This is a genomic window from Mycolicibacterium wolinskyi (assembly GCF_002101965.1).
GTDB classification, from domain to species: Bacteria; Actinomycetota; Actinomycetes; order Mycobacteriales; family Mycobacteriaceae; genus Mycobacterium; species Mycobacterium wolinskyi.
The window spans coordinates 531048-546680 of the sequence record NZ_LQQA01000015.1 but is presented as its reverse complement, the minus strand read 5'-3'; the positions used below and the strand labels follow the sequence as shown (position 1 = coordinate 546680).

12 protein-coding genes, 2 tRNA genes and 1 pseudogene are annotated in these 15633 nt (G+C 66.4%); 4 read left to right on the top strand and 11 right to left on the bottom strand.

What is annotated here, in order from left to right; all coding sequences use genetic code 11:
* The first annotated feature begins 22 nt into the window (after positions 1–22).
* A complete protein-coding gene (locus AWC31_RS17025; RefSeq protein WP_085145275.1) occupies positions 23–2230 on the top strand; it encodes an RNA degradosome polyphosphate kinase in 2208 nt (735 codons plus the stop codon).
* 55 nt (positions 2231–2285) lie between these two features.
* Entirely contained in the window at positions 2286–3230 is a 945-nt protein-coding gene (mutT1, locus tag AWC31_RS17020) for an 8-oxo-(d)GTP phosphatase MutT1 (RefSeq protein WP_085145274.1), read from the top strand.
* Positions 3231–3299: 69 nt separating this feature from the next.
* On the opposite strand, the pseudogene AWC31_RS17015 reads toward mutT1, so the two are convergent.
* The 3 genes and pseudogenes from AWC31_RS17015 to leuC form a co-directional block, all read right to left on the bottom strand.
* Positions 3300–3791: pseudogene (locus AWC31_RS17015) on the bottom strand (HU family DNA-binding protein); the annotation flags it as partial.
* 204 nt (positions 3792–3995) lie between these two features.
* Complete coding sequence (leuD, locus tag AWC31_RS17010; RefSeq protein ID WP_067854092.1) at positions 3996–4589, bottom strand: 3-isopropylmalate dehydratase small subunit; 594 nt, start codon at positions 4587–4589, stop codon at positions 3996–3998.
* Positions 4590–4602: 13 nt separating this feature from the next.
* Complete coding sequence (leuC, locus tag AWC31_RS17005; RefSeq protein WP_067854088.1) at positions 4603–6057, bottom strand: 3-isopropylmalate dehydratase large subunit; 1455 nt, start codon at positions 6055–6057, stop codon at positions 4603–4605.
* A gap of 108 nt (positions 6058–6165) precedes the next feature.
* Here leuC and AWC31_RS17000 point away from each other — a divergent pair, with 108 nt between their 5' ends.
* Positions 6166–6867 carry an IclR family transcriptional regulator gene (locus tag AWC31_RS17000; protein WP_085145272.1) on the top strand — a complete coding sequence of 234 codons (702 nt, stop codon included), beginning with the start codon at positions 6166–6168 and terminating at the stop codon, positions 6865–6867.
* A gap of 259 nt (positions 6868–7126) precedes the next feature.
* Here the strand turns inward: AWC31_RS17000 and AWC31_RS16995 are convergent.
* The 5 genes from AWC31_RS16995 to AWC31_RS16975 form a co-directional block, all read right to left on the bottom strand.
* A tRNA-Glu gene (locus tag AWC31_RS16995) sits at positions 7127–7199 on the bottom strand.
* Positions 7200–7293: 94 nt separating this feature from the next.
* Positions 7294–7365, bottom strand: a tRNA-Gln gene (locus AWC31_RS16990).
* Between the two features lie 116 nt (positions 7366–7481).
* Positions 7482–8942 (bottom strand): glutamate--tRNA ligase, encoded by a 1461-nt coding sequence (gltX, locus tag AWC31_RS16985; protein WP_085145271.1) that lies wholly within the window; start codon positions 8940–8942, stop codon positions 7482–7484.
* Positions 8942–9718, bottom strand: a complete 777-nt coding sequence (locus AWC31_RS16980) for a fumarylacetoacetate hydrolase family protein (RefSeq protein ID WP_067854079.1) — start codon at positions 9716–9718, stop codon at positions 8942–8944. The genes gltX and AWC31_RS16980 overlap by 1 nt, the downstream gene beginning before the upstream one ends.
* 50 nt (positions 9719–9768) lie before the next feature.
* The gene (locus tag AWC31_RS16975) at positions 9769–10932 is read right to left on the bottom strand and encodes an alpha/beta hydrolase family protein (protein WP_420087378.1); all 1164 of its coding nucleotides are present in this window, start codon (positions 10930–10932) and stop codon (positions 9769–9771) included.
* Between the two features lie 206 nt (positions 10933–11138).
* On the opposite strand from AWC31_RS16975, the gene AWC31_RS16970 reads away from it, so the two are divergent.
* Positions 11139–12332 (top strand): MFS transporter, encoded by a 1194-nt coding sequence (locus tag AWC31_RS16970; protein ID WP_085145270.1) that lies wholly within the window; start codon positions 11139–11141, stop codon positions 12330–12332.
* Positions 12333–12343: 11 nt separating this feature from the next.
* On the opposite strand, the gene AWC31_RS16965 is transcribed toward AWC31_RS16970, so the two are convergent.
* The 3 genes from AWC31_RS16965 to serA form a co-directional block, all read right to left on the bottom strand.
* Positions 12344–12919 (bottom strand): hypothetical protein, encoded by a 576-nt coding sequence (locus AWC31_RS16965; protein ID WP_085145269.1) that lies wholly within the window; start codon positions 12917–12919, stop codon positions 12344–12346.
* Between the two features lie 99 nt (positions 12920–13018).
* Entirely contained in the window at positions 13019–14029 is a 1011-nt protein-coding gene (locus AWC31_RS16960) for a 3-isopropylmalate dehydrogenase (protein ID WP_085145268.1), read from the bottom strand.
* On the bottom strand, positions 14026–15612 hold the full coding sequence (serA, locus tag AWC31_RS16955) for a phosphoglycerate dehydrogenase (RefSeq protein WP_085145267.1): 1587 nt from the start codon (positions 15610–15612) through the stop codon (positions 14026–14028). The genes AWC31_RS16960 and serA overlap by 4 nt, the downstream gene beginning before the upstream one ends.
* Positions 15613–15633: the final 21 nt, after the last annotated feature.

Sequence of the window (15633 nt, the reverse complement as noted above, 5' to 3'; positions counted from 1 at the left end):
CCGCGGAGCGCGCACATAGGGAATGATCGGACAGGTGAGCGAAGCCACCGAAGCGGAGCCTGACACCCGCACCGACGAAACCCAACTGGGCGACGGTTCAGCGCGATCGCAGCAGGCGGTGGAAACCGTCGCTACACCGGAAGCGCCGCCCGCGGCAACCTCACCGGCGGTGGACGACGCACTGCCGGAAGATCGCTACCTCAACCGCGAGCTCAGCTGGCTGGACTTCAACGCGCGCGTGCTCGCGTTGGCCGCCGACCCGTCGCTGCCCTTGCTCGAACGAGCCAAGTTCCTGGCGATCTTCGCCTCGAATCTCGACGAGTTCTACATGGTGCGCGTCGCCGGGTTGAAGCGACGCGACGAGATGGGCCTGTCGGTGCGGTCGGCCGACGGACTGTCGCCGCGCGAACAGTTGCGCCGAATCAGTGAACGGACGCAGCAGATTGCGAGCCGCCATGCCGGGGTGTTTCTCAACGCGGTGCGCCCGGCGCTGGCCGAAGAGGGCATCTTCATCGTCACGTGGGCCGAACTCGACGATTCCGAACGAGAAAAACTGTCGCGGTACTTCCACGAACAGGTGTTCCCGGTCCTGACACCGCTCGCGGTCGATCCGGCCCACCCGTTCCCCTTCGTCAGCGGCCTGAGTCTGAATCTGGCGATCACCGTCAAACATCCCGACGACGGCGGGCAGCACTTCGCGAGAATCAAGGTGCCCGACAACGTCGACCGGTTCGTCGAGCTCGGTTCGCCGGACGGTTCCGCGGTGGCACGGTTCCTGCCGATGGAGGAACTCATCGCAGCGTTCCTGCCGGTGCTGTTCCCCGGTCTGGAAGTTGTGGAACACCACGCCTTCCGGATCACCCGCAACGCCGACTTCGAGGTCGAGGAAGACCGGGACGAGGATCTGCTGCAGGCCCTCGAACGCGAATTGGCCCGCAGGCGATTCGGCTCGCCGGTCCGGTTGGAAGTCTCCGACGACATGACCGAGAGCATGCTCGAGCTGTTGCTGCGCGAACTCGACGTGGCCCCAGGCGATGTCATCGAGGTGCCCGGATTGCTCGACCTGTCCGCGCTGTGGCAGATCTACAGCGTGGATCGGCCCGACCTCAAGGACCGGCCGTTCGTCCCGGCCACCCCACCGGCGTTCGGCGAACGAGAAACCCCGAAGAGTATCTTCTCGACGCTGCGCGACGGGGACGTGCTGGTGCACCATCCCTACGATTCGTTCTCAACCACCGTGCAGCGCTTCATCGAACAGGCCGCCGCCGATCCCAACGTGCTCGCGATCAAGCAGACGCTCTACCGCACCTCCGGTGACTCACCGATCGTGAACGCGCTGATCGACGCCGCCGAGGCCGGCAAGCAGGTCGTCGCGCTCGTCGAGATCAAAGCCCGATTCGACGAACAGGCCAACATCAAATGGGCACGCACACTGGAGCAGGCCGGCGTGCATGTGGTCTACGGGTTGATCGGTCTCAAGACGCACTGCAAGACGTGTCTGGTGGTGCGGCGCGAGGGCTCGACCATCCGGCGTTACTGCCACATCGGAACCGGCAACTACAACCCGAAAACCGCACGCCTCTATGAGGATGTGGGCCTGCTCACGGCCGACCCGGACATCGGCGCCGATCTCACCGACCTGTTCAACTCCTTGACGGGATACTCCCGCAAGGATTCCTACCGCAATCTGCTGGTAGCACCGCGCGGCGTGCGCAAGGGCATCATCGAGCGCATCGACCGCGAGATCGCGGCCCAGCGTGACGGTGCTCAAACCGGAATCCGATTGAAGGCCAACGCGCTCGTCGACGAGCAGGTGATTGACGCGCTGTACCGGGCCTCTCAGGCCGGAATCCCAGTCGAGGTCGTGGTCAGGGGCATCTGCGCGTTACGCCCCGGCGTGCCGGGGTATTCCGACAACATCACCGTGCGGTCGATCCTCGGCCGCTTCCTGGAGCACTCACGGATTATTCACTTCCGCGCCATCGACGAGTTCTGGATTGGCAGCGCCGACATGATGCATCGTAATCTCGACCGACGTGTCGAGGTCATGGCTCAGGTCAAGGACCCGAGGCTGACCGCACAGCTCAACGATGTGTTCGAGTCCGCGATGGATCCGGCCACCCGGTGTTGGGAACTGCGCCACGACAGCCACTGGACGGCACTGCCGCAAGAAGGCCAGACGGTCAGAGACCACCAGGTGTCACTGATGGAACGGCACCGGCATCCCTGAACCGGGTCCGAGCGGGCCGGTGGCAGATGCCGGCGATTGACCTGCAGGAGTAGAGGTGTCGAACGACAGCACAGCAGCCGCGAAGGCGGTGAAGAAAACGGTACCCGCGGCGGGCGCGGTGCTGTGGCGACGAAGCGGTGAGCCGGTCGGTGATGCGCCGGCGCCGATCGAAGTGGCCGTCATCCACCGTCCCCGGTACGACGATTGGTCACTGCCCAAAGGCAAGCTGGAATCCGGCGAGACCGAACCGCTCACCGCCCTGCGCGAGGTCGCCGAGGAGACGGGGTATACCGCGCAACTCGGTCGCCGCCTCGGTGCAGTCACGTACCCGATCCAGCAGGGCACCAAACGGGTTTGGTACTGGGCGGCCAAGGCCACCGGTGGTGATTTCACCCCCAATGGTGAAGTAGACAAACTTGTCTGGCTTCCGATCGACGCCGCGCTGGAGCAGCTGCAATATCCCTATGATCGAAAAGTGTTGCAGCGGTTCGTATCTCATCCACCGGAAACGAAGACCGTGATGATCGTCCGGCATGGCACCGCGGGCAGCAAGGCCAGCTACAAGGGTGACGACCGTAAACGCCCGCTGGACAAGCAGGGCCGGGCGCAGGCCGAGTCTCTGGTCGACCAGCTGTTGGCATTCGGTGCCACAACGCTGTACGCCGCCGATCGGGTGCGCTGTCACCAGACCGTCGAGCCGTTGGCCCAAGAACTCGGCGTCGAGGTCCACAACGAACCGCTGCTGACCGAGGAAGCGTATACCTCGGATAAGAAGGCTGCCCGCGGCCGCGTGCTCGACATCGCCGCCCGCGCCGGTACCCCGGTGATCTGTACGCAGGGCAAGGTGATTCCAGACCTCATCGCGTGGTGGTGCGAGCGCGCGAACGTGCGCCCGGAAACCAGCGGTAACCGCAAGGGCAGCACCTGGGTGCTGTCATTGTCCGGTGGCGAGCTCGTGGCCGCCGACTACATGTGCAGCGCCCTGCCGAAACAGAAATAGCCCCACACGCAAAGACACGCCGTGGGCTTGTGGGCCCACGGCGTGCCTGAGGGGAATCTACTTGCGGCCCTTCTTGGCCGGGGCCTTCTTGGCAGCAGCCTTCTTGGCCGGAGCCTTCGTGGCAGCCTTCTTGGCCGGAGCCTTGGTAGCAGCCTTCTTGGCCGGAGCCTTCGTGGCAGCCTTCTTGGCCGGAGCCTTGGCAGCAGTCTTCTTGGCGGCAGTCCGCTTGGCGGGGCCCGCGGTCACACCGCGCTTGACCGCCGGACCTTCTGCCGGGAGACGCTGTGCGCCAGAGACAACGGCTTTGAACTGTGCGCCGGGCCGAAAGGCCGGCACCGAGGTGGGCTTGACCTTCACGGTCTCGCCGGTACGTGGGTTACGCGCGACCCGGGCAGCGCGACGGCGCTGCTCGAAAACACCGAAACCGGTAATCGTCACGCTGTCGCCCTTATGCACCGCGCGCACGATGGTGTCGACAACGTTCTCCACCGCGGCGGTAGCCTGCCGACGATCGGTGCCCAGTTTGGTTGTGAGTACGTCGATGAGCTCCGCTTTGTTCATTCAAAACCTCCGAAACCAGTGGTCCACCTTGGACCGACTAGAGGACACGGTAAACCCTCTGACCACTGATTTCCAAGAGCCACGCGCAATTTCAGGCGTAGCTGGCGAACTTTCCGGCAATCTGGTTGCCCCACTTGGACTCCTGCCCGGGGGGTTCAGAACCGGTTCGGAAGGCGGCGAATTGGGGTCGCCGAGGGCCCTGAATCAGGCCGGCAGGGTGCGCGGCTTCCACCCCGGCCTGCGCTGCTCATAGGCCTCGATCTGATCGAGTTTCCGCAGCGTAAGGCCTATATCGTCGAGTCCTTCGAGCAGCCGCCATGCCGTGTAATCGTCAATCCTGAACGGCACCACGACCGTTCCTGCGGACACATTTCGATCTTGAAGATTCACAGTGATTTCCAGGCCTGGATTCTGCTCGATGAGCTTCCAGAGCAGCTCGACATCATCTTGGGCGACTTCTGCCGCCAATAGCCCCGCTTTGCCCGCGTTGCCCCGAAAAATGTCGGCGAAGCGGGAGGAGATAACCACTCGGAAGCCGTAGTCCATGAGCGCCCAGACGGCATGTTCGCGCGACGATCCGGTGCCGAAATCGGGCCCGGCGACCAACACGGAGCCCTTGTCGAACGGCGGCAGGTTCAATATGAACGACGGGTCATTACGCCACGCGGCGAAAAGTCCGTCCTCGAAACCCGTTCGGGTCACCCGCTTCAGATAGACGGCCGGAATGATCTGGTCGGTGTCGACATTGGACCGCCGCAGCGGGACGCCGATGCCGGTGTGAGTGTTGAATGCTTCCATTTTTCGGGCTCCTCTAGCGGGTTGCGGCAGGCAGATCGGCTGGCGACGCCAACTTTCCGCGCACGGCGGTGGCGGCTGCGACGGCCGGTGACACCAGGTGGGTACGGCCGCCCTTGCCCTGGCGGCCCTCGAAATTTCGGTTGGACGTCGAGGCGCAACGCTGCCCCGGCGACAGCTGATCGGGGTTCATGCCCAGGCACATCGAGCAGCCGGCCTGGCGCCACTCGGCTCCGGCATCGATGAATATCCGGTCGAGGCCTTCCGATTCGGCCTGCGCACGGACGCGCATCGAACCCGGCACCACGAGCATCCGCACGCCGTCGGCGACCGTGCGGCCCTTCAGCACATCGGCCACCACGCGCAGATCCTCGATGCGGCCATTGGTGCACGAGCCCACGAACACGGTGTCCACCGCGATGTCCCGCATGGCGGTACCGGGGCGAAGATCCATGTAGGTCAAAGCCTTTTCGGCGGCCTGCCGCGCGGCGTCGTCGCCCATGAGTTCGGGATCGGGAACCGAGGCCGACAGCGGAACACCCTGACCCGGGTTCGTGCCCCACGTCACAAACGGGGTGAGTTCGGCGGCGTCGAGGTAGATCTCGGTGTCGAACTCGGCCCCCTCGTCGGTGCGCAACTGACTCCACGCTTCGACTGCCGCGTCCCAGTCGGCGCCCTTCGGGGCGTGCGGACGGCCCTTGAGGAATTCGAATGTGGTCTCGTCGGGGGCGACCATGCCGGCGCGCGCGCCCGCTTCGATGCTCATGTTGCAGACCGTCATCCGGCCCTCCATCGACAGCGCTTCGATCGCGCTGCCCCGGTATTCGATGACATGGCCCTGTCCGCCACCGGTTCCGATCTTCGCGATGACGGCGAGAATGATGTCCTTGGCACTGACCCCGGGCGGCAGCACGCCGTCGACGTTGACCGCCATGGTCTTGAAAGGCTTGAGCGGCAGCGTCTGCGTCGCCATCACATGCTCGACCTCCGATGTGCCGATACCCATCGCGATGGAGCCGAACGCACCGTGCGTCGAGGTGTGACTGTCACCGCACACGATCGTCATGCCGGGCTGGGTCAGGCCGAGCTGCGGCCCGATGATGTGCACGATGCCCTGTTCGGTATCGCCCATCGGGTGCAGCCGGATGCCGAATTCTTCGCAGTTGCGCCGCAATGTCTCGACCTGCGTGCGCGACACCGGATCGGCGATCGGCTTGTCGATGTCGACCGTGGGCACGTTGTGGTCTTCGGTGGCGATCGTCAGATCGGGCCGCCGCACCGGCCGGCCCGCCAAGCGCAGTCCGTCGAACGCCTGCGGGCTGGTGACCTCGTGCACGAGATGCAGATCGATGTAGATCAGGTCGGGCTCTTTCGAGGCGCCCTCACCCTCGCCGAGCGCTACGACGTGGTCGTCCCAGACCTTCTCGGCAAGGGTGCGCGGTTTCGCAGATGTCTTTGTCGGTTGATCCATCGCCAGTACTCGATTCGGTTCAGTGCGCTGCGGGCTGCAGTAAGGGGCTGGGAGATCCTGTTGCCGTCTCACCTGCCATCTCAGCATTCGAGACGTTAGTATCTCTCTGTGAGAAATGATAGCGGCATCGGCGTGCTCGACAAAGCGGTGGGTGTGCTCCACACCGTGGCCGAGTCACCTTGCGGTCTGGCCGAACTCTGCGAGCGGACCGGGCTCCCGCGGGCGACCGCGCACCGCTTGGCCGCCGGCCTTGAGACCCACCGGCTACTGGCACGCGACGGCGACGGCCGCTGGCGGCTCGGCCCGGCATTGACCGAATTGGCTGCCCACGTCAACGATCCGCTGCTGGCGGCAGGGGCCGCGGTACTCCCCCGGCTGCGCGAGATCACCGGCGAGAGCGTGCAGCTGTACCGGCGTGAGGGCCTGTCGCGAGTGTGCGTCGTGGCACTGGAACCGCCGGCCGGACTCCGCGACACCGTGCCCGTCGGAACTCAGCTGCCGATGACCGCGGGCTCGGGCGCGAAGGTTCTGCTCGCATACGCCGACGCGGCCACGCAGCAGGCCGTCCTGCCCACCGCCAAGTTCACCGACCGCACACTGGCCGAAGTCCGCAAGCGCGGATGGGCGCAGAGTGCCGCCGAGCGTGAGCCCGGTGTGGCGAGCGTCTCGGCTCCGGTACGCGACAGCCGCGGCGAGGTGATCGCCGCGGTGTCCGTATCCGGCCCCATCGACCGCATGGGCCGTCGGCCGGGGGCACGCTGGGCCGCCGATCTGCTCGCCGCGGCCGACGCCCTCACGCGCCGGCTGTGAGGCGCGTCGCGCGCCTGCTCCCCGCTCCGCCGTCCCCGCGATTGTCACGCCAGAGTGACGCTCGACGCCCGGAGCCACGCCAGCGTGACAATGGCGGGCGAGCACGCGTCACCGCACGCGCCGACGACGCCGATTGTCACGCCAGAGTGACGTTCGACACCCACAGCCACGCCAGCGTGACAATCGCGGGCCGAGCACGCAGAACACACCCCCGAAACGACAAAACACCCAGTTCGACTGAACTGGGTGTTTCGCGTTGTACCCCCGATGGGATTCGAACCCACGCTACCGCCGTGAGAGGGCGGCGTCCTAGGCCGCTAGACGACGGGGGCCAGAACTTCCGGAGGAAAAGCATAGCTCAGGTGATCAGCCTGACCTAATCGCTCCGCTGTGCTCGAACGCTCTTCGGAAGAGCGCTCATAGCAGCTGGGGTACCAGGACTCGAACCTAGAATGGCTGAACCAGAATCAGCTGTGTTGCCAATTACACCATACCCCATTGGCTGCCCATCACCGCAGGTCACGGGCATTTTTCGGTCCGAATCGCGTATCGGGGGCTTCCCCGCTCCGCTTTCCGGGCCGACGAGCAGACTACCAAAGATTTGCACCTACTTTTTACACGCGGTCCCTCGCGGCGCGCAGCCGCGCCAAACTGCGGTCGGCGCCGAGCAGTTCCATCGACTCGAACAGCGGCGGGCTGACGGTCGCTCCGGTGACCGCGACGCGGATCGGGCCGAACGCCCTACGCGGCTTGAGCTCCAGCCCGTCCAGCAGAGCCGTCTTGAGCGCGGCCTCGATGTTGGCCGTCGTCCACTCCCCGACCGGCTCCAACGCGCTCAGCGCCGCGTCGAGCACCGGTGCGGACTCAGGCTTGAGCTCCTTGGCCGCCGACTTCTCGTCGATCTCGTAGGCGTGGTCGTTGAAGAACTTCAGCAGGCCCCACGCGTCGCCCAGCACCACGATGCGCGTCTGCACGAGCGCGGCGGCTTCGGCGAACCCGGCGTCGTCGAGCCCGGTGTCGTATCCATGTGTGACGAAGTACTCACGCAGCCGCGCGGTGAAATCCTCTGGGGTGAGCAACCGGATGTGCTCGGCGTTGATGGCGTCGGCCTTCTTCTGGTCGAAACGGGCCGGGTTCGAGTTGACGTTCACGACGTCGAACGCGGCGACCATCTCGTCGAGGCTGAACACGTCGTGATCGTCGGCGATGCCCCAGCCGAGCAGGGCCAGATAGTTCAGCAGACCCTCCGGAAGGAACCCGCGATCGCGATGCAGGAACAGGTTCGACTGCGGGTCGCGCTTGGACAGCTTCTTGTTGCCCTCGCCGAGAACACTTGGCAGGTGCGCGAATTCGGGCACCCGCTCGGCCACACCGATACGCATGAGCGCCCGGTACAGCGCGATCTGGCGTGGGGTCGACGGCATGATGTCCTCGCCGCGGAGCACATGTGTGATTTTCATCATCGCGTCGTCGACCGGGTTGACCAAGGTGTACAACGGATCACCGCTCGCGCGGGTGATCGCGAAATCCGGAACGGACCCCGCGGGGAACGTCGTCTGGCCGCGCACCAGGTCGTTCCACGACAAGTCCTCGTCGGGCATGCGCAGGCGCAGCACCGGCTTACGGCCCTCGTCGGCGAAAACCTTGCGCTGCTCATCGGTCAGGGTGCGATCGAAATTGTCGTAGCCCAGTTTGGGGTTGCGACCTGCCGCGTGGTGACGGGCCTCGACCTCTTCGGGCGTCGAATACGCCTCGTACACCTCGCCGGCTTCGAGCAGGCGCGCGATCACGTCACGATAGATCTCACTGCGCTGCGACTGCCGGTACGGCTCGTAGGGACCGCCGACCTCCGGACCCTCGTCCCAGTCCAGCCCCAGCCAGCGCAGCGCGTCGAGGATCGCGGCGTAGCTTTCGTCGCTGTCCCGCGCGGCGTCGGTGTCCTCGATGCGGAAGACGAAAGTCCCTCCGGTGTGGCGGGCGTAGGCCCAGTTGAACAGCGCGGTGCGCACGAGGCCGACGTGCGGGGTGCCGGTGGGTGACGGGCAGAACCGCACGCGGACGGTGTCGTTACTCATTACTTTCCTTTACGCACAACGGGATTCGTCAGAGTCCCGATGCCTTCGACGGTGATGCTGACGGTGTCACCGTGCTCGATGGGGCCGACGCCTTCTGGGGTGCCGGTCAGGATGAGATCGCCCGGCAGCAGTGTCATGACGGCCGAAGCCCACTCCACGATCGCGCCGATGTCGTGAATCATCAGCGAGGTCCGGCTGCGCTGGCGGACTTCGCCGTTCACCTCGGTGCGCAGCTCGAGGTCCGACGGGTCGAGGTCGGTGACGATCCACGGCCCGACCGGGCAGAAGGTGTCGTGGCCCTTGGCCCGCATCCACTGACCGTCCTTCTGCTGCTGATCGCGCGCCGAAACATCGTTGGCGATGGTGTAGCCGAGGATGTTCTCGGCCGCGCGTGCGGCGGGCACGTCCTTGCAGGGCCTGCCGATGACGGCGGCCAGCTCGCCTTCGTGGTGGACGGGGAACGCGTCGGCCGGCAGTTGGATCGGCACGTTCGGCCCGATGATCGCGGTGTTGGGCTTGAGGAAGATCACTGGATCTTCCGGCGCCACACCGCCCATCTCCTCGGCATGTGCGGCGTAGTTCTTGCCCATGCAGATCACCTTGCTGGCGAGAATCGGCGCGAGCAGCCGCACGTCGGCCAGCGGCCAGGTGCGCCCGGTGAAGTTCGGATTACCGAACGGATGCTCGGCGATCTCTTTGCAGACGGCATCTGCCCCGTCGCCTTCGATGCTGACGAACGCGACGCCGTCGGGACTGGCGATTCGACCTAAGCGCATTTTTGTCAGCGTAGTGCTCAGGGTGTGGCGCTCGGTCGAGACGCCCTGCGTCAGCTCCCGTCGAACATCGCGCGCAGGAACGGCGTGGAGTCCGGCAGCGAGGCGAGGACAGTCCCGGAGTGATCTTCGTCCGGGTAGATCTTGAGTGTGACGTCTTGTCCGTTGGCCCGGAGCTGATCGTTGAGCTGCATCGACATGTTCGGTGGGACATCGTGGTCGAGCAGGCCGACGCCGAGGAAGATCGGGCGGTCATAGCCACTGGTCGGGGTACCGAGGTGGGCGTCGAGCGCATCCGATACGCCGGGCAGGGTGCTCAGCGGGGCGCGGAAGAACCCGGTCGGGGTCATGCCGGCAAGCGCCGCGTCGAGTTCGGACTTGCACAGCGTCTCGGCCTTGTCGACGGCGGCCACCCCGGCGGGGGTCAGCACGCTGTTGACGTCGATGTCGGGGCGGGCCTCGCGAAAGCCCGCGAGGATGTAGCCGGTGTAGCTGTTGGCTGCCGGTCCGAGATTCGGCGGCAGCGCCATGTCCGGGCCGGCCTGCTTGACGATGCTCTCGACGTTGAACGGCGTCCCGGTCGCCACGACACCGCGATAGTCCAGTCCGCTTCCGCGGCTGAATTCGGTGGCCCAGCGCGCGCTGTTGACGGCGGCACCGCCGCCCTGAGACTGGCCGACGAGCGCCCACTTCGGCGACAACGGCAGGTCCATGTGGTGCATGGCGATCACCGAATCGACGACGCTGTGCGCGGTCGCGACGCTGTTGAGGTAGCTCATCAAACCCGGTGTGCCAAGGCCCGCGTAGTCCGAGCCCACGATCGCGTAACCCTGGTCGAGCCAGTGCGTCAGATACTCGCTGTCGCGTTCACTGCGCGGCTGCGCCGACGGTGCACAGTCATCACCGAGCCCCACGGTGCCGTGCGCCCACGCGATCACGGGCCAGCCGCCGTCGGGCGCCTCGCCGTGCGGCAGGAACACCGCCGCGGTGCTGACAGCGGGTGAGTCATGTTGGTCGATCGTCGAATACAGGATCCGGTACGCGGCCCCCGCACCCGGCAGCGACAGCGCCGGATCCAGCGGCACCGACTCGATGAGCGTGCCAGGAGCGGGAATCGGGCCGTCGAAATGGCGCGCGTCCAAACCGGACCAGTTCGGTGCCGCCGCGGCCGCCGTCGGCACCGGACCGGCAATGAACGCGAGGAGCACCAGAGCGATCACCGTCAACCATTTCACGAGCCCAGGCTAGGCGACCGCGAGCACCGGTCTGTTCGAGGCATGTTCGGACACCAGATCATTCGGTGCCACGATCGCGAAACACCGGAAACCCGAACGACTCCCGTGACGCGGAACACACCGAGCGTCTATCTCGAATATTGAGATACTGATTCAGCATATTGAGATCCATGTGGCACGATCCAGATATGTCCGTCTCATCGATCAGCACGATTCGCCGCTGGTCGATGCTCGGCATCGCACTGACCGCGACCACCTGCGCCAATGTGTTCATCAACGGCGCGGCATTCCTCATTCCCACGCTGCACAGCGAGCGCGGTCTGGATTTGGCGAAGGCCGGTCTGCTGTCGGCGATGCCGAGCTTCGGCCTGGTCATCACGCTCATCGCGTGGGGATATCTCGTGGACCGGGTCGGCGAACGCATCGTGCTGACGGTGGGTTCGGCACTGACCGCCGCGGCCGCCTTCGCAGCGGCCTCCGCAGAGTCACTGGTGGCCGTCGGCGTGTTCCTGCTGCTGGGTGGGATGGCCGCGGCGAGCAGCAATTCGGCCAGCGGCCGTGTGGTCGTCGGCTGGTTCCCGCCCGAACAGCGTGGCCTGGCAATGGGTATCCGGCAGACCGCCACCCCGCTGGGCGTGGGCCTCGGCGCGCTGGTCATCCCTCGGGTCGCCGAGAGTCACGGTGCGTCGACCGCACTGCTGTTCCCCGCCGTCGTCTGTGTGTTGTCAGCCGTGGTGTGCGCCATCGGCGTGCTCGACCCACCGCGACCGCCTCGCCACGAGGCACCTCGCGAACATCTGGCCAATCCGTACCGCGGCTCAAGTGTGTTGTGGCGCATCCATGCCGTGTCGGTGCTGCTGGTGATTCCGCAGGGCATGGTGTGGACCTTCACCCTGGTGTGGCTCATGAGCGACCGCGGCTGGTCGGCCTCGTCGGCGGGTGCCCTGGTGACGGTGGCCCAGCTGTTGGGCGCCGCCGGACGGATCGCGGCCGGACGATGGTCGGACGTGGTCGGTCAGCGGTTGCGGCCCATCCGCACGATCGCCCTCGGGGCGGCGGCGACGATGGCGCTGCTGGCTTTCACCGACTGGCTGGACTCCCCGATCAGTATCGCGCTGATCGTCATCGCCTCGGTGATCACGGTCTCCGACAACGGTCTGGCGTTCACGGCGATCGCCGAGATCGCCGGGCCGTTCTGGAGTGGCCGCGCGTTGGGGACGCAGAACACGACGCAACATCTGGCCACCGCGAGTTCCTCACCGCTCTTCGGCGCGCTCATCGGCGTGTCCGGATATCCGGCGGCCTTCGCGGTGTGCGCGTTGTTGCCGTTGTTGGCGGTTCCCCTGGTTCCCCCCGACGAAGGTCTGCGCGACGAACGCTGAACGCCAACCGCTCAACTCCCGCGCGGGCGCAGCAGCAGCGCAGCCGTCAGGAAGCACAGCGCACCGAGGAACGTGCCGAAGTTGGCGAGCCGTTCGTCCACGGTGACCCCGGTCTTCCGGACGAACGCCGCCAGGGCGGACACCCCGAACGCCACACAGCCGGCCAGGTTGATCCAGGCGGCGTGCCAGTCAACGGATTTCGGAGCCCACATGCCGACGGCGAAGATTGCCAGCACACCGCTGACGAGGAAGGCCGACGACCCGGTGGCGTCCGGCGCCCACACGAAGCGACGTTCGGCCAGCACCGCGTGCACCCACACCGAGGTGCCGGTGCTGACGTTGAACATCAGCGTGCCCACGAATTGTGTGAGCGCCGACCACCATTCGGTACCGCGCGTCCGATCTGCGAGTGCCAGTTGCATCCACGCGGCAGTCGTGAAAAACCATGAGCCGATGAAACACAACACGTTCGTCGCACCGGCGCCCGCCAGCGCCGGAAAGCCCGGCGCCGTGGCGACCGCGAAGAACGACGAACCGATGACGAACAGCCGGCACTGCCGGGTGAGCGTCGCGAACTGGTCAGTCACTCCCCGACCTCGCTGAGCAGTCGACTAGCACCGGATCGACTCTGCGTTGAGGACGCAAAACAACGAGAGACCAACGCCCTCAACGCAGGATCAACGAAGTCAGAGCAGCGCCCGGATCCGCTCGCCGACCTCGCTGGTGGACAACTTCTCGTCACCGCGCGTGGCCAGGTGCTCGCCGACCGCCTTGTCGACCCGGGCTGCCGCGTCGGTCTCGCCGACATGGGCCAGCAGCAGCGCAACGCTCATCACCGCGGCGGTGGGATCGGCGATCCCCTGCCCCGCGATGTCGGGTGCACTGCCGTGCACGGGCTCGAACATCGACGGATTGGTGCGCGTCGCATCGATGTTGCCGCTGGCGGCCAGACCGATGCCACCGCACACGGCCGCGGCCAGGTCGGTGATGATGTCGCCGAACAGGTTGTCGGTGACGATCACGTCGAACCGGCCCGGGTCGGTGACCATGTGGATGGTCGCCGCGTCGATGTGCTGATAGGCGACCTCGACGTCGGGGAACTCCGCGCCCACCTCGGACACCACCCGCGACCACAGGCTGCCGGCGAACGCCAGCACGTTGGTCTTGTGCACCAATGTCAGGTGCTTGCGGCGGTTCTGGGCCCGGGCGAACGCGTCCCGGACGACACGCTCGACACCGAACGCGGTGTTGACGCTGACCTCGGTCGCCACCTCGTGCGGGGTGCCGACGCGCAGCGCCCCACCGTTACCGGTGTACGGCCCCTCGGTGCCCTCGCGCACCACCACGAAATCGATGGGCGGATTGCCCACGAGCGGACCGGTGACACCCGGGTAGAGACGGCCCGGCCGCAGGTTCACGTGATGGTCGAGCGCGAACCTCAGCTTGAGCAGCAGCCCGCGCTCGAGCACGCCGCTCGGCACCGAGGGATCACCGATCGCACCGAGCAGGATCGCGTCATGGCCACGCAGTTCCTCGATGGTGTTGTCGGTCAACAGTTCACCGGTCGCGTGGTAGCGGCGGGCACCCAGGTCGTATTCGGTCTTCTCGACCCCGGGCAGCACCGTGTCGACCACCTTGACGGCCTCGTCGATGACTTCCGGTCCGATGCCGTCGCCGGCGATGACAGCGAGTCTCATGACAGGTCAACCACTTCCAGCGTGCTGGCGCCGACCGCGGTGGCGATCGCGGCACGCACATCCTCGGGAACATCGGTATCCAGGCGCAGCATCACGGTGGCGCTGTCGCCGGTCGCGTCCTGGCTCATCTGTGCGGCCAGGATGTTGACCTCGGCACCACCGAGCAGCGTGCCGATCTTGCCGAGCGCACCCGGCTTGTCGCTGTAGTTGACGATCAGGTTGTAGCCCTCGGCGCGCAGATCGAAGTTGCGGCCATTGATCTGCACGATCTTCTCGACCAGCTGCGGACCGGACAACGTACCCGCGACGTTGATCGACGAGCCGTCGGCGTGCACCGCGCGCACGTCGACCACGCTGCGGTGGTTGGGGCTCTCGGTCGCGGTGCTGATCTCGGCGGCCACGCCACGGTCGGCGGCCAGCGCCGGGGCGTTGACGAACGTGACCTGCTCGTCGACCACGGCAGAGAACAGGCCGCGCAGTGCCGACAACCGCAGGATCTCGACATCTTCGGACGCGAGCTCGCCGCGCACCTGCACCGACAGTGACACCGGAGGCGCATCCGACAGCGCGCCGACCAGCAGGCCCAGCTTGCGGACCAGATCCAGCCACGGCGCGACTTCCTCGCCGACGACGCCGCCGCCCACGTTGACCGCGTCGGGCACGAACTCACCTGCGAGCGCGAGCTTCACGCTCGCCGCGACGTCGGTGCCGGCCCGGTCCTGGGCTTCGGCGGTCGATGCGCCGAGGTGCGGGGTGACCACGACCTGCGGCAGCTCGAACAGCGGGCTGTCGGTGCACGGCTCGGTGGCGAACACGTCGAGTCCGGCGCCGCGGACATGGCCGCTGGTGATCGCGTCGGCCAGCGCCTGCTCGTCGATCAGGCCGCCGCGTGCGGCATTGACGATGATCACGCCCGGCTTGGTCTTGGCCAGCGCCTCTTTGCCGATCAGGCCGGCGGTCTCCTTGGTCTTGGGCAAGTGCACCGAGATGAAGTCGGCGTGCCCGAGCAGCTCGTCGAGCGTGAGCAATTCGATACCGAGTTGTGCGGCACGCGCCTGCGACACGTAGGGGTCATAGGCGACGATGTGCGCGCCGAAGGCCGCGAGCCGCTGCGCGACGAGCTGACCGATCCGGCCGAGGCCCACCACCCCGACGGTCTTGCCGAAGATCTCGGTGCCCGAGAACGACGACCGCTTCCAGGTGTGCTCGCGCAGCGTCGCGTCGGCGGCCGGAATTTGGCGGGCCGCCGACAGCAGCAGCGCGAGCGCGTGTTCGGCTGCGCTGTGGATGTTGGAGGTCGGCGCGTTGACCACCAGCACACCGCGGGCGGTGGCGGCGTCGACGTCGACGTTGTCCAGCCCCACGCCGGCGCGGGCGACGATCTTGAGCTTGGGCGCCGCGGCGATGACCTCGGCGTCCACCGTGGTGGCCGACCGCACCAGCAATGCGTCGGCCTCGGGAACGGCGGCGAGCAGCTTCTCGCGGTCCGGACCGTCGACCCATCTGACCTCTACCTGGTCACCGAGGGCGGCAACGGTCGATTCCGCGAGCTTGTCGGCAATCAGTACAACGGGAAGACTCACGCGGTCAGCCTAGTGTGTGCG